The organism is Aquipseudomonas ullengensis (genome assembly GCF_014174475.1).
GTDB lineage: Bacteria > Pseudomonadota > Gammaproteobacteria > Pseudomonadales > Pseudomonadaceae > Aquipseudomonas > Aquipseudomonas ullengensis.
Genome location: NZ_JACJUD010000005.1, coordinates 213,333 through 226,175 on the forward strand (window position 1 = coordinate 213,333; position 12,843 = coordinate 226,175).

Consider the following 12,843-nt stretch of genomic DNA (forward strand, 5'->3'; position numbering starts at 1 on the left):
AAATGAGCAACCGCCAAGCCGAAATCGCCGCCGCCCTCGATGTGGTGCCGCCCTTTGTCGACGAGGCCGCGCTGGTCGCGCAGATCGACAAGCGCAAGGCCTTCATCAAGCGCTGCCTGCGCGATTCCGGCCTGAAAGTGCTGGTACTGGGCATCAGCGGCGGGGTCGATTCGCTGACCGCCGGGCGCCTGGCACAACTCTCGGTGGAAGAGCTGCGCAGCGAAACCGGGGACGACGCTTACCGCTTCATCGCCGTACGCCTGCCCTACAACACCCAGCACGACGAGCACGACGCCCAGGCGTCGCTGCAGTTCATCCGCGCCGACGAGGACGACACGGTGAATATCGCCGGCAGCGTGCTCGGCCTCGGCGAGCAGGTCGCCCACCTGCAGAAACTCAGCGATGCCCGCCGCGACTTCGTCACCGGCAACATCAAGGCGCGCATCCGCATGGTCGCCCAGTTCGCCATCGCCAACACCAACAACGGCCTGGTGATCGGCACCGACCACGCGGCCGAAGCGGTGATGGGCTTCTTCACCAAGTTCGGCGACGGTGCCTGCGACCTGGCGCCGCTGTCCGGCCTGGTCAAAGGCCAGGTACGGGCCATCGCCAAGCACCTCGGCGCCCCGGATAACCTGGTGTTCAAGGTGCCGACCGCCGATCTCGAAGAACTGCGCCCGGGCAAGCCCGACGAAGACGCCCACGGCGTGACCTACGCCGAGATCGACGCCTTCCTGCACGGCCAGCCGGTACGCGACGAGGCTTACGCCATCATCGTGCGCACCTACGACAACACACGCCACAAGCGCGAGTTGCCGCTGGTTCCTTGAGGATCAAGCCACCGGCACAGGCGGCGGCTGATCGGGCACGGTCGGTACGCCCGGCTCCTCCGGTGTATCGGGGTCGGGCTGGCCAGGAATACCGCCGTTCAGCCAGAATCCCAGCACCTCACCTGTAACGGACATGGCTGGCTGCCGACTCACGGGACTGGCAGCCTGAAAGAGAGTGAACATGATGCTTACCTCCGAAACACAAGGGGTCTGAAGGTAGAGTTTGGTTCGCTATAACAATTCCGTTCAATTGCACGACTATGCTCTAGCCTCAGCCCCACCCACTTGCCAAGGAACGCTAATGACATCGGACAAGCTGTTTAACCGCAACCTGCTGGACACCCTGATTCGTGCGGGTCTGATTGCCGCCCTGGTGGTGGCCTGCTACGAAATCTTCCGCCCCTTTCTCAGCCTGCTGGTCTGGGCACTGATCCTCGGCGTTACCCTCTACCCGCTGCATGGCATGCTCAAGCGCCGTATCGGCGGCGGCGAAGGCCGTGCCGCGACGCTGCTGGTGCTGATCGCCATCGCCATCCTGCTGGTGCCCGCTTACCTGCTCGGCGCCTCGCTGACCGAGTCCGTGCAGAGCGCCATCGCCGTCGTCAAGGAAGGCAACCTGCACCTGCCGGCGCCACCCGACGCCGTGGCCCAGTGGCCACTGATCGGCAAGCCCCTGCATGCCTTCTGGTCTCAAGCGGCCGCTGACATCAGCAGCGTGCTGCAGCAGGTCGTGCCCTACGCCAAAGACACCGCACTGGGGCTGCTGGGCAAGCTGGCCGGGGCCGGTATCGGCCTGCTGGCATTCATCGGCTCTCTGATCATCGCCGGGATCATCATGGCCTACGGTCAGACTGGCCACCGCAGCGCCAAACGCATCTCTGCGCGCATCGTCGAGCCGAGCCGCAGCGACATGCTGGTTGACCTGTGCACCTCCACCATCCGTGCCGTAGCCCAGGGCGTGATCGGCATCGCCTTCATCCAGATGGTATTGATCGGCGCCGGCTTCATCGTCAAGGGCGTACCGGGCGCCGGCCTGTTGGCACTGGGCGTCCTGATCATCGGCATCATGCAGCTGCCGGCGATGCTGATCATCCTGCCCGTAATCGGCTATGTGTTCTTTGCCGAAGGGGCCACCCTTGGCACCATCGCCTTCGCCATCTACGTCATCATCGCCGGCCTTGCCGACAACGTACTCAAGCCCCTGCTGCTCGGGCGGGGGGTGGATGTGCCGATGCCGGTGGTGCTGATTGGCGCCCTCGGCGGCATGGTCAGCGGCGGCATCATCGGCCTGTTCATCGGCCCGGTCCTGCTGGCCGTGGGCTACAAGCTGTTCTGGCAATGGGTCGACACACCGCTGCCAACCGCCGCGGCCGGGCCGCAGGATGCCGAATAAGCGCCAGCGCCCCTGGGCTCTCTTGGTCGCAGCCACCCTCGGTGGCTGCGTACAGCTGGGCCCGGATTTCCAGTCACCGCGCCAGGGCTGGATCGATCACTGGGACAGCGACGCCCTGGCTGCGGCTAGCACCCAGCAGCCCCAGCCGGACCAGCGCCAGTGGTGGGCGCAGTTCGACGACCATCTGCTCGATCGCCTGATCGGCGCAGCCGATGTAAACAACCCCAACCTGCGGATCGCCGCCCTGCGCATCCTCGAGGCCCGCGCCCAGCTCGGCATCGCCCGCAGCGGGCGCTACCCGCAGGTGCAGCAGGCCAGCACCGACGCGCTCTACCTCGATCGCAGCCAGTACGACGGCAGCCCCGCGCTGGACAGCAGCGCCTGGCAGTATGGCGCCGGCTTCGATATCGGCTGGGAGCTGGACTTCTGGGGCCGCTATAGCCGCGCCATCGAGTCGGCCGACGCCAGCTATTTCGCCGCCCAGGCCAACTACGAGGATGCCCTGGTGCTGCTGCGCGCCCAGGTGGCGCAAACCTATTTCGCCCTGCGTACCGCCGAGGCGCGCCTGGCCATCGCCCGCGACAACGCCACGCTGCAAAAGCGCAGCCTGGATATCACCGAGCGCCTGTTCAACAGCGGCAACAGCGACGAACTCGACCTGCAGCAGGCCAAGACCCAATACCTGGGAACCCTGAGCAGCATTCCCGAGCTGGAAACCCAGGTCGCCCAGACCCGCAATGCCCTGGCGGTACTGATCGGCGAGCCACCGGGCAGCCTGCCCGAGCTGAACGCAGAAACCGCCCTGGTGCCGCTGGTCCAGCAGGCCCTGCTCGACGACGTACCGGCCAACCTGCTGCTGCGCCGCCCGGATGTGCGCGCCGCCGAGCTGCAAGTGGCCGCCCAGTCCGCACTGATCGGCATCGCCGAGACCGACCTCTACCCCTCGATCAGCCTGCTCGGCACCATCGGCTGGTCGGCCAGTAGCCTCAACGGCAGCCCGCAGACCGTCAGCCTCGGCGCCGGCCCCAGCCTGACCTGGAACCTGTTCGACCACGGCCGCCTGCGCAACAACGTGCGCGTGCAGGACGCCCGCCTGCAACAGCTGATCGAGGCCTACCGTGATCGTGTACGCCAGGCTGCCCGCGAGGCCGATGACGCCGCCACCGGCCTGACCAAGGCCCTGGAGCGCGAACGCATCCTGCGCGAGGCCTCGTTCTCGGCCAAGCGCTCGCTGACCCTGGCCAGCGCCCAGTACCGCGAAGGTTATTCCGACTTCCAGCGCGTACTGGACGCCCAGCGCGCCCTGTTCGCCCAACAGGACGGCTACCTGCTGGCACGCAGCGCCGCACTGAGCAACCTGATCGACCTCTACCGCGCCCTTGGCGGCGGCTGGTACAGCAGCCAGCCGCTGCTTGACCCGACCACCCGCGAACAGATGCGCCAACGCACCGACTGGGGCGATCTGCTCGACGAGCCGCCCGCCCCGCCAGCCCAGGCAGAAGCGCCATGACCGACAAAGCCAAGCCCCCCGCCCCTGCCAAGAGCCAGGACCCCAGCCGCCGTGGCGTGCAGATCACCCTGGTGGTGATCGTCCTGACCCTGGCCTGGTACCTGCTGGCCGACCGCTTCACCCCCTACACCCAACAGGCGCGGGTGCAGGCCTACGTGGTGGCGGTGGCGCCGGAGGTGAGCGGCCGCGTAAGCCGGGTGCTGGTCGGCAACAACCAGATGGTCAAGGCCGGCGATGTGCTGTTCGAGATCAACCCAGAGCCCTACGAAATCGCCGTGGCTAAGGCCCGCGCCGAGCTGCAGAACATGCGCGGCCAGGTCGGCGCCAGCAGCGCCGGCATTGACTCGGCACTCGCCTCACTGCGCGCCGCCGAGGCTGGCGAACTCAAGTCGCGCCAGGATCGCGACCGCCTCGAACGCCTGTACCGCGAGGACTCCGGAACCATTTCCCTGCGCCGCCTGGAAATATCCCGTTCCAACCTGCAGCAGGCCAGCAGCCAGGTGGCCGCCGCCCAGGCCGAAGTGCAGCGGGCCCGCGAAACCGAAGGCGGCAGCGGCGAGGACAACGCCCGCCTGCGCAGTGCCACCGCCGCGCTGGAACAGGCCGAGCTGGACCTGAAAAAAACCCGGGTGCATGCCGCCTCCACCGGGCTGATCACCGACCTGCGCAGCGAAGTCGGCCAGTTCGCCGCCGCAGGCAGCCCGCAGATGACCCTGATAGCCCTCAATGACCTGTGGATCAGCGCCGAGATGAGCGAGAACAACCTCGGCCACCTGCAACCCGGCACGCCGGTGGCCATCGTCCTCGACGCCCGCCCCGGGCAGGTCTATCACGGGCGCATCCGCAGCATCGGCTACGGCATCAGCGTCGGCCAGGCGGCACCTCCCGGCAGTCTGCCCACCGTGGAGAACAACCGCGACTGGCTGCGCGCGGCGCAACGCTTCCCGGTGATCGTCGAGTTCGAGGCCGGCGAACTGGGCGACTACCGCGGCTTGCGCGTCGGCGGCCAGGCCGAAGTGATGGCCTTCCCCAGCGCAGGCAATCCGCTGAACCTGCTCGGTCGCGCCTTTCTACGCGTGATGAGCTGGCTGTCGTTCGCCTACTGATGGACACCTCGGCCGCCGATCCACGCCCCCGCCGCGCCCTGCGCCTGGCCTGCGGCGTGGCCTGTGGCAACGCGCTGGGCTTCGGCCTGGGCCTGCCGCTGCCCTTCCTCACGCCCATGCTGGTACTGGTGCTGCTGGTGTCGAGCAACCAGCCGTTGAGCGCCAAGGCCGGCCTGAGCCTGACCCTGGTGGTCACCCTGACCTGCGGCAGCGGCCTGCTGCTGAGCCCCCTGCTGCGCCACTCGCCGGTCAGCGGCGTGCTGCTGGTGGCGCTGGGCCTGTTCCTGATCTTTCGCTTCAGCCTGCGCGGCGGCAACGGCCTGCTCGCGACGTTGCAGATCGTCGGCCTGACTCTGATCACTGCCGCCGGCACGGCCTCCCTGGCGCTGGGCCAGACGGTGGTCGAGGCGCTGGTCAAGGCGGTGCTGCTGACCACCCTGTGCGTGGCCTTCAGCCATTTGCTGTTCCCCGAACCCGCGAACCTGCCACCAGCGGCCAAACCCGCTGCCATGGCTAACCAGCGCTCCAACTGGATCGCCCTGCGCGCCATGCTGGTGGTGATGCCGGCCTGGCTGCTGGCCCTGATCGACCCGGCCAGCTACATGCCGCTGGTGATGAAGTCGGTCAACCTCGGCCAGCAGGTGTGCAGCACCAATGCCCGTGACGCCGCCCGCGAACTGCTCGGCTCGACCCTGCTCGGCGGCGCATTGGCGATTATTTTCTGGACGCTGCTGAGCATCCTGCCGCACCTGTGGCTGTTCTTCCTGCTGATGCTGCTGTTCATCCTGCTCATCGCCCGCCGCCTGTACCGGCTGAGCAGCACGCGCTTCGGCGCCAGCTTCTGGCTCAACAGCGCCACGACCCTGATCATCCTGCTCGGCCAGTCGGTACAGGACAGTGCGGCCGGCAAGGACGTCTACACGGCCTTCGCCATCCGCATGGGCCTGTTCGTCCTGGTTACCCTGTACGCCTGCGCGGCGGTCTACCTGATCGACCAGCGCGGCAAGCGCCCCTTAGAGGAAGCCCCATGCTCCTGAACCTGTTGATCGGCCTGCCCATGACCGTACTGTGCCTGCTGCTGCAGGCCGTGATGGTCGCCCTCAGCCTGCGCCGCTATGTCGAGTACCGGCATGGCCTGAGTCAGCCGTCTCCCGGTAGCACCACCCTGATCCTGGCCCTGGTGATGCTGTTCTTGTTGTTCGGCAACTTCCTGCAGATGGCCTTGTGGGCCGGCCTGTTCGTCGCGCTCGACGAATTCCAGAGTTTCTCCCAGGCCCTGTACTTCTCTGGCGTGACCTTCGCCACCCTGGGTTACGGCGACCTGGTGCTCTCGCCGCCGCGGCAACTGCTGAGCGCACTGGAGGCGGCCAATGGCATTCTCATGTTCGGCGTGTCCACTGCCGTGATGACCGCCGCGCTGAGCGACGTGCTCAAGCACTACGTCCGCGATCATTTTCACGCGAAAGCGGACTGAGCACGCGTAATAACGTAAATCCCTTATGACGGGGCCGGAAACGAAAAAGCCGAGCAAGTGCTCGGCTTTTTCGGGGTACGACGGGAATCAGGTGCGCGGCAGGGTTACACCGGTCTGGCCCTGATACTTGCCGCCACGGTCGGCGTAGGACACTTCGCAAGGCTCGTCGGACTGCAGGAACAGCATCTGCGCCACGCCCTCGTTGGCGTAGATCTTCGCCGGCAGGGTGGTGGTGTTGGAGAACTCCAGGGTCACGTGGCCTTCCCACTCGGGTTCCAGCGGGGTGACGTTGACGATGATGCCGCAGCGCGCGTAGGTGCTCTTGCCCAGGCAGATGGTCAGCACGTCACGCGGGATGCGGAAGTACTCGACGGTGCGGGCCAGGGCGAAGGAGTTCGGCGGAATGATGCACACCGGGCCTTTGACGTCGACAAAGCTCTTCTCATCGAAGTTCTTCGGATCAACGGTGGCCGAGTGGATGTTGGTGAACACCTTGAACTCGTCGGCGCAGCGTACGTCGTAGCCGTAGCTGGAAACCCCGTAGGAAATCAGGCGTTCGGCGCCTTCGGTGCGCACCTGGCGCTCGACGAAGGGCTCGATCATCCCGTGTTCCTGGGCCATGCGGCGAATCCACTTGTCCGATTTGATGCTCATGGCGGGCGTCCTGACTCAAGGTGTGGTGAAAAACTGAGCGCGCATCTTACCGGGAGGCAGGGCCGTGTTCAAAGGCCACATCCGTCGGGCGGGCGCACCGTGACCGGCGGCACGTCAGGGCAGACCAGCCAGCACCTGCTCCAGGGCATCGAGGAAAAGCTGCGCCTGCGCCTGCCCCAGACACAGCGGCGGGCGAATCTTCAACACGTTGGAGTACAGGCCCGAGGCGCCGATCAGCACGCCACGCTGGCGCAGCGCGTTGACCAACTGCCGCGCCCCTCCCCCATCCGGCTCGCCCTGCTGATCGACGATATCCACGCCGATGAACAGGCCCACACCACGCACCTCGCCGAGCATGGCAAAGCGCTGTGCCAGCGCCTCCAACCCCTGTTTCAGCACACCTCCGACCTGCGCGGCGTTGGCCTGCAGCCCTTCTGACTCGATCACCTCCAGCACCGCCAGGCCCACTGCGGCGGATACCGGGTTGCCGGCAAAGGTATTGAAGTAGCAGGCGTTGCGCCCGAAACGCTCGAGAATGTGCGGCTGCGCCACCAGCCCCGCCAGCGGATGACCATTGCCCATTGGTTTACCCAGGGTTACCAGGTCCGGCACCAGGCCGTGGCGCTGAAAGCCCCACATGTGGCTGCCAGTGCGGCCGAAACCGGGCTGCACCTCGTCGGCGATAAACAGGCCGCCCGCCTCGCGCACCGCCGACACCGCTTCGGCGAGAAAGCCCGGCGGGTCGGCGAACACGCCGTCGCTGGTGAACAGCGTATCGACCAGCAACGCCGCCGGTCGGATGCCGCAGCGCTGCATGTCCGCCAGGGCCGCGCGCACCTCGGCGGCAAACTCGCGGCCAACCCGCTCCGGGTCGGCCGGATCGTGCAACGGCGGCGAAATCACGCGCACGTCGCGGCCCAGCGGCACGTACTCGCCCATCGAAGGCGACAGCTCGGCAATCGACGCCGTGATGCCGTGGTAGGCATAACGGGTGACGATCACCCCGCTGCCACCGGTGAAGTCACGGGCGATGCGCAACGCCAGGTCGTTGGCCTCGCTGCCGGTGCAGGTGAACATCACCTGGCCCAGTGCGGCGGGCATGGTCGAGAGCAACTTCTCCGCATAATCCAGCACGGTTTCGTGCAGGTAGCGGGTGTGGATGTTGAGCTGCCCAGCCTGGCGGGTCAGCGCCGCCAGCACATGGGGATGGCAATGACCAACCGACGGCACGTTGTTGTACAGGTCCAGATAGCGCTGGCCACTGCTGTCGAACAGCCACACGCCCTCCCCGCGCACCAAGTGCAGCGGCTGGTCGTAGAACAACTGGTAGGCCGGCCCCAGCAGGCGCTCGCGCCTTGCGATCAGCGCCTGCTCGGCAGCCGGCAGCGCGGCGGCCTGGGCCGCTTCGAACGCGTTGACCTTGAGCATCAGCCCAGCGCCGCCAGGGACTCCGGCAACACCTGGCCGCCATCGATGGACAGCGCCTGGCCGGTGACGTAGCCGGCCTCGCGGGAAGCGAAGAACAGCGCGGCGTAGGCAATGTCCTCCACTGTGCCCAGGCATTTCAGTGGCACCGAGGCGGCCATGCTGTCGCAGTAGGCCTGGCCCATGCCGATCAGCCCTTCGGTGAGCACGTTGCCCGGCAGCACGGCGTTGATGGTGATGTTGTCGCGCGCCAGCTCGATGGCCGCAGTGCGCATAAAGCCCAGTTGCGCCGCCTTGCTCGCGCCGTAGTGCGACCAGCCAGGGAAGCCGGTGATCGGCCCGGTGATCGAAGACGTGAGGATGACCCGGCCGTACTCGGCCTTGCGCAAGTAAGGCAGGCACGCCTGCACGGCGAGGAAGCTGCCCTTGGCGTTGGTGTTAAGCACCAGGTCCCAGTCCTCGGGCGTCAGCTCGTCGATCGAACCGGAGGGGAATATCCCGGCATTGGCGCACAGCACGTCGATACCGCCCTGCGCCGCGGCCACCGCGTCGACCATGGAGCGCACCGCCGCCGCATCGGCGACGTCGGCCACGTAGCCGTGCACGTCCAGGCCTTCGTTGCGCAATGCCGCCGCCACCGTCTCGACCCGGTCGGCGCTGCGGGCGCTGATCGCCACCTTGGCGCCCTGCTGGGCGAAGACCCGGGCGATGCCCAGACCAATACCGCTGCTGCCACCGGTCACCAGAACGCTTTTGCCTGCGAGCGAAGTGAGCATGCCTGCCTCCATCAATGGTTGATGGCCTGATGATGCGGCTGCCCCACGTGCAGACAGTTGACCGCAGACCACAACTTGCACCGCCAGCGATCAAATTCCCGGCGGCCGGGGCGCCGCCTGTGCTCCACGGTCAAATCATCGCGGCCGCAGGTCAAGCCCGGCACCGCGCTGGCCGCGCATCATCGATGCATCGTTATCCGGCCCGGGAAACCCACATGTTCAGCGAACTCACCTTGCAGCAGGAACTGGCGCGTATCGAGCGCATCGCCCACCTGGCGCTGGCCAGCTACGGCCCGGTCTATCAAGGCCAGTTGCAGCTGCTCTGCCATTCGGAAAACGCCACCTGCGCCGTCACCACGCCCCGCGGCCAGCGCTATGTGCTGCGTGTGCACCGCCCGGATTACCACGCGCGCAGTGCCATCGCCAGTGAGTTGGCCTGGCTGGCCGCCCTGCAACAGGCCGATATAGAGGTGCCGGTAGCCATTGCCGGTGCCGACGGTGAACTGATCCAGGCCGCCGGCGACGCGCAGTCGGGCACGCGCTTCGTGGTCCTGTTCCACTGGATCGACGGCCATGAGCCGGACCCGCAGCAGGCACTCGGCCCTGCCTTCCAGCGCCTCGGCACGATCAACGCACGTCTGCACCGCCAGGCCCGCGACTGGCAGCGCCCGGCAGGCTTCCAGCGCATCACCTGGAATCACCCGAGCATGCTTGGCGAGCACGGCCACTGGGGCCGCTGGCAGGCTGCGCCGTACCTGGATGCCGCGGCGACCGCGCTGGTAGACGAAACCGTGAGCCTGATCGGCCAGCGCATGGCGGGCTACGGCGAAGGCCCGGAACGCTTCGGCCTGATCCACGCCGACCTGCGCCTGGCCAACCTGCTCGAACACGACGGCCGGACCCGCGCCATCGATTTCGATGACTGCGGTTTCGGCTGGTACCTTCACGATCTCGCCGCAGCGCTGAGCTTTCACGAACACCATGCGGATGTGCCGATGTGGCTGGACAACTGGCTGCTGGGCTACGAGCGGGTTGCGCGGCTGGAGCGCGACGACCTGCTGATCCTGCCCACGCTGATCATGCAGCGCCGCCTGCAACTGCTGGCCTGGTTCGGCAGCCACCGCGGCACGCCGACTGCCGAGGGACTGGGCCGGGAATGGGTGGGATCGACCCTGCAGCTGTGCCAGCGCTACCTGCGTGGCAAGCCGGTGGGCGCGGTGATCGCCGACTGAACCAGTTCGGGGCGCCGCGCCTGCTCACGCACAGGCGTGCGGCACGCACCTGCCGCCGGTTCAGCGCAGCGCACCGCCCAGACCACGCCTGAGCGGCTGGTACAGGAGTTGCAGCCCGCCTGTAACAACCTCATCAGCGGGAGGGAACCGTGGACAGCCTAGCGCGCAGCTCCGAGCGCCCGGCCGGCGTACTGGCCAGCGCCGCCAGCGGCCTGATCGAGTTCATCGCCGACGAAGGTGGTGATGCCGATCGTATCCTCGGCCACAGCGGTATCGACCCCGAACGCCTGCACAACCCGACCCTGCACCTCGACCTCGGCCAGTACTGCCGGGTCTTCGAGGTCGCCGCGCAGCAAACCGGCAACCCCAACTTCGGCTTGCGCTTCGGCAGCCAGTTCCGCCCCGAATCACTGGGCCTGCTCGGCTACGTTGGCCTGTGCTCCGACACCCTCGGCCAGGCCCTGCGCAATGTCGTGCGCATGTTCCCCTGCCACCAGCAGGGCAGCACCCTGCAACTGGTCGAACTCGGTGAATACAGCCGCCTGGATTATCAGGTGCTGCACGGCGCCATCGCGCACAAGCGCCAGGACGCCGAGCTGTCGCTGGGCATGTTTGCCAACCTGATGCGCCAGGCCCTCGGCCAGCGCTGGGCGCCGGAGAAGGTGCATTTCGAGCACGCACAGCCGGAAGCCTGGCACGAGCACTGCAAATCCTTCGATGCGCCGGTGCTGTTCAACCAGCCGAGCAATTCGCTGATCTTTCGCAGCCAGTTGCTTGGCCGGTCGATGCCCGGCCGTGATCCCCGGTTGCTGACGCTGATACTGGAAAGCATGCAGAAACTGGGCAGCAGCGGCGACGCCAGGCCGGCGCTGGTGGATGAGGTGAAGGGACAGATACACCAGCAACTCGCCGATGGCGACCCGAGCCTGGAGCACATCGCCGAACAACTGCGCTTGCCAGTGTGGACCCTGCAACGGCGCTTGAGCGACCAGGGACTGAGCTTTACTGCCCTAGTCGATCTGGTGCGCCGCGAGCTGGCCACCCACTACCTGCAACAGGCCAGCCTGCCGATTTCCGAGCTGGCCGTGCTGCTCGGCTACTCGGAAATCAGCGCCTTCTCGCGAGCCTTCCGCCGCTGGTTCGCGGTCAGCCCACGACAGTGGCGCCAGGCCCACGGCAACGCAGACGCGCCGCTCAGTCGTCGCTGATAACGATGTTCGGCATGGCGCTGGCGCCGAGCCCGCTCTGGGCGATGCGCGCACCGACGCTGCGGGCCATTTCCTGGTAGATCATGGCGATCTGGCTTTCCGGGTCGGCGATGGTGGTCGGCTTGCCGCCATCTGATTGCAGGCGGATGGCCATCGACAGCGGCAAGGAGGCCAGCAGGTCGACACCGTACTGGTTGGCCAGCTTTTCGCCGCCGCCTTCGCCGAACAGGTGCTCGGCATGCCCGCAGTTGGAGCAGATGTGCACCGCCATGTTCTCGACCACACCGAGCACCGGGATGTTGACCTTGCGGAACATCTCCACGCCCTTTCGGGCATCCAGCAGGGCCAGGTCCTGCGGCGTGGTAACGATCACCGCGCCAGCCACCGGCACCTTCTGCGCCAGGGTCAGCTGGATATCGCCGGTGCCCGGCGGCATGTCGACGACTAGGTAGTCGAGGTTGTCCCAGGCAGTTTGGGTGATCAGCTGCAGCAATGCGCCGGAGACCATCGGCCCGCGCCACACCACCGGAGTGTTCTCGTCAGTGAGGAAGGCCATCGACATGACCTGCACGCCGTGTGCCTCCAGCGGCACGAAGAACTTCTCGTCGCGCACTTTCGGCCGTGTGCCTTCGGCGATACCGAACATGATGCCCTGGCTCGGGCCGTAGATATCCGCATCGAGAATGCCGACCCGCGCGCCTTCGCGAGCCAGGGCCAGGGCCAGGTTGGCCGCGGTGGTCGACTTGCCGACACCACCCTTGCCGGAGGCCACGGCGATGATGTTCTTCACATTGGCCAGCGCCGGCACCTGGGCCTGCGCCTTGTGCGGTTCGATCACGCACTCGACCACGACCTTGGCGCTGTCGACGCCGTCCATGGCCTCCAGGGCCATCTGCAGCATCTGCGCCCAGCCGCTCTTGAACAGCCCGGCGGCGTAGCCCAGCTCCAGGCGCACGGCGACCTTGCCGCCCTGGATGTCGACTTCGCGCAGGCAGCCGGCGCTGACCGGGTCTTGATTGAGGTTGGGGTCGGTGAACTGGCGCAGGGTCGCTTCGACCGCTTGGCGGGTAACGGCGCTCATGGGGCAACTCCGAAAGGCTGAGCAAAACAGGCGGGCATATTACCGTAGGAGCATGAGCCGTAGGGTGGATCGGGGCGCGTAACTGACGTCCTTTTCATCCACCAGGGCGCCGCGCGGTGGACCAGTGCAGCGTGATCCACCCTACGACAGCCAT

13 protein-coding genes are annotated in these 12,843 nt (G+C 66.8%); 8 read left to right on the forward strand and 5 right to left on the reverse strand.

Features of this window, described 5'->3' with window-relative positions; all coding sequences use genetic code 11:
* Positions 1-2: 2 nt before the first annotated feature.
* Positions 3-830, forward strand: coding sequence for an ammonia-dependent NAD(+) synthetase (nadE, locus tag H3H51_RS16075; RefSeq protein ID WP_183090071.1), 828 nt, complete (start codon positions 3-5; stop codon positions 828-830).
* Positions 831-833: 3 nt separating this feature from the next.
* Here nadE and H3H51_RS21190 read toward each other — a convergent pair whose 3' ends face one another.
* Complete coding sequence (locus H3H51_RS21190; protein WP_407926512.1) at positions 834-965, reverse strand: hypothetical protein; 132 nt, start codon at positions 963-965, stop codon at positions 834-836.
* A gap of 166 nt (positions 966-1,131) precedes the next feature.
* Between H3H51_RS21190 and H3H51_RS16080 the strand changes: the two genes are divergently transcribed.
* From H3H51_RS16080 to H3H51_RS16100, 5 genes are read left to right on the forward strand one after another with little or no spacing between them, the layout of a single operon-like run.
* Entirely contained in the window at positions 1,132-2,223 is a 1,092-nt protein-coding gene (locus H3H51_RS16080) for an AI-2E family transporter (RefSeq protein WP_183090072.1), read from the forward strand.
* Positions 2,213-3,733 (forward strand): efflux transporter outer membrane subunit, encoded by a 1,521-nt coding sequence (locus tag H3H51_RS16085; protein ID WP_183090073.1) that lies wholly within the window; start codon positions 2,213-2,215, stop codon positions 3,731-3,733. Before H3H51_RS16080 ends, H3H51_RS16085 begins: the two co-directional genes overlap by 11 nt.
* Positions 3,730-4,839: an HlyD family secretion protein gene (locus tag H3H51_RS16090; RefSeq protein WP_183090074.1), complete on the forward strand. Its 1,110-nt coding sequence runs from the start codon at positions 3,730-3,732 to the stop codon at positions 4,837-4,839. Before H3H51_RS16085 ends, H3H51_RS16090 begins: the two co-directional genes overlap by 4 nt.
* The gene (locus tag H3H51_RS16095; protein ID WP_183090075.1) at positions 4,839-5,876 is read left to right on the forward strand and encodes a DUF2955 domain-containing protein; all 1,038 of its coding nucleotides are present in this window, start codon (positions 4,839-4,841) and stop codon (positions 5,874-5,876) included. The genes H3H51_RS16090 and H3H51_RS16095 overlap by 1 nt, the downstream gene beginning before the upstream one ends.
* A complete protein-coding gene (locus H3H51_RS16100) occupies positions 5,867-6,313 on the forward strand; it encodes a potassium channel family protein (RefSeq protein WP_183090076.1) in 447 nt (148 codons plus the stop codon). Before H3H51_RS16095 ends, H3H51_RS16100 begins: the two co-directional genes overlap by 10 nt.
* Before the next feature lie 87 nt (positions 6,314-6,400).
* Here the strand turns inward: H3H51_RS16100 and dcd are convergent, their stop codons facing one another.
* The 3 genes from dcd to fabG form a co-directional block, all read right to left on the reverse strand.
* On the reverse strand, positions 6,401-6,967 hold the full coding sequence (gene dcd, locus H3H51_RS16105; RefSeq protein WP_183090077.1) for a dCTP deaminase: 567 nt from the start codon (positions 6,965-6,967) through the stop codon (positions 6,401-6,403).
* A 114-nt stretch (positions 6,968-7,081) separates the two neighbouring features.
* Positions 7,082-8,395 (reverse strand): aspartate aminotransferase family protein, encoded by a 1,314-nt coding sequence (locus tag H3H51_RS16110; protein ID WP_183090078.1) that lies wholly within the window; start codon positions 8,393-8,395, stop codon positions 7,082-7,084.
* The gene (gene fabG / locus H3H51_RS16115; protein WP_183090079.1) at positions 8,395-9,168 is read right to left on the reverse strand and encodes a 3-oxoacyl-ACP reductase FabG; all 774 of its coding nucleotides are present in this window, start codon (positions 9,166-9,168) and stop codon (positions 8,395-8,397) included. Before fabG ends, H3H51_RS16110 begins: the two co-directional genes overlap by 1 nt.
* A 215-nt stretch (positions 9,169-9,383) precedes the next feature.
* Here fabG and H3H51_RS16120 point away from each other — a divergent pair, with 215 nt between their 5' ends.
* Positions 9,384-10,400, forward strand: a complete 1,017-nt coding sequence (locus H3H51_RS16120; protein WP_183090080.1) for a phosphotransferase enzyme family protein — start codon at positions 9,384-9,386, stop codon at positions 10,398-10,400.
* A gap of 149 nt (positions 10,401-10,549) precedes the next feature.
* Positions 10,550-11,608 carry an AraC-like transcriptional regulator QhpR gene (gene qhpR, locus H3H51_RS16125; protein WP_183090081.1) on the forward strand — a complete coding sequence of 353 codons (1,059 nt, stop codon included), beginning with the start codon at positions 10,550-10,552 and terminating at the stop codon, positions 11,606-11,608.
* Here qhpR and apbC read toward each other — a convergent pair.
* Positions 11,595-12,689, reverse strand: a complete 1,095-nt coding sequence (gene apbC, locus H3H51_RS16130; RefSeq protein WP_183090082.1) for an iron-sulfur cluster carrier protein ApbC — start codon at positions 12,687-12,689, stop codon at positions 11,595-11,597. The genes qhpR and apbC overlap by 14 nt on opposite strands.
* Positions 12,690-12,843: the final 154 nt, after the last annotated feature.

Bases quoted from the DNA above. Each gene is read 5' to 3' on its own strand.
- nadE (WP_183090071.1), top strand. From the start codon at position 3: ATGAGCAACCGCCAAGCCGAAATCGCCGCCGCCCTCGATGTGGTGCCG.
- H3H51_RS21190 (WP_407926512.1), bottom strand. From the start codon at position 965: ATGTCCGTTACAGGTGAGGTGCTGGGATTCTGGCTGAACGGCGGTATT.
- H3H51_RS16080 (WP_183090072.1), top strand. From the start codon at position 1,132: ATGACATCGGACAAGCTGTTTAACCGCAACCTGCTGGACACCCTGATT.
- H3H51_RS16085 (WP_183090073.1), top strand. From the start codon at position 2,213: ATGCCGAATAAGCGCCAGCGCCCCTGGGCTCTCTTGGTCGCAGCCACC.
- H3H51_RS16090 (WP_183090074.1), top strand. From the start codon at position 3,730: ATGACCGACAAAGCCAAGCCCCCCGCCCCTGCCAAGAGCCAGGACCCC.
- H3H51_RS16095 (WP_183090075.1), top strand. From the start codon at position 4,839: ATGGACACCTCGGCCGCCGATCCACGCCCCCGCCGCGCCCTGCGCCTG.
- H3H51_RS16100 (WP_183090076.1), top strand. From the start codon at position 5,867: ATGCTCCTGAACCTGTTGATCGGCCTGCCCATGACCGTACTGTGCCTG.
- dcd (WP_183090077.1), bottom strand. From the start codon at position 6,967: ATGAGCATCAAATCGGACAAGTGGATTCGCCGCATGGCCCAGGAACAC.
- H3H51_RS16110 (WP_183090078.1), bottom strand. From the start codon at position 8,395: ATGCTCAAGGTCAACGCGTTCGAAGCGGCCCAGGCCGCCGCGCTGCCG.
- fabG (WP_183090079.1), bottom strand. From the start codon at position 9,168: ATGCTCACTTCGCTCGCAGGCAAAAGCGTTCTGGTGACCGGTGGCAGC.
- H3H51_RS16120 (WP_183090080.1), top strand. From the start codon at position 9,384: ATGTTCAGCGAACTCACCTTGCAGCAGGAACTGGCGCGTATCGAGCGC.
- apbC (WP_183090082.1), bottom strand. From the start codon at position 12,689: ATGAGCGCCGTTACCCGCCAAGCGGTCGAAGCGACCCTGCGCCAGTTC.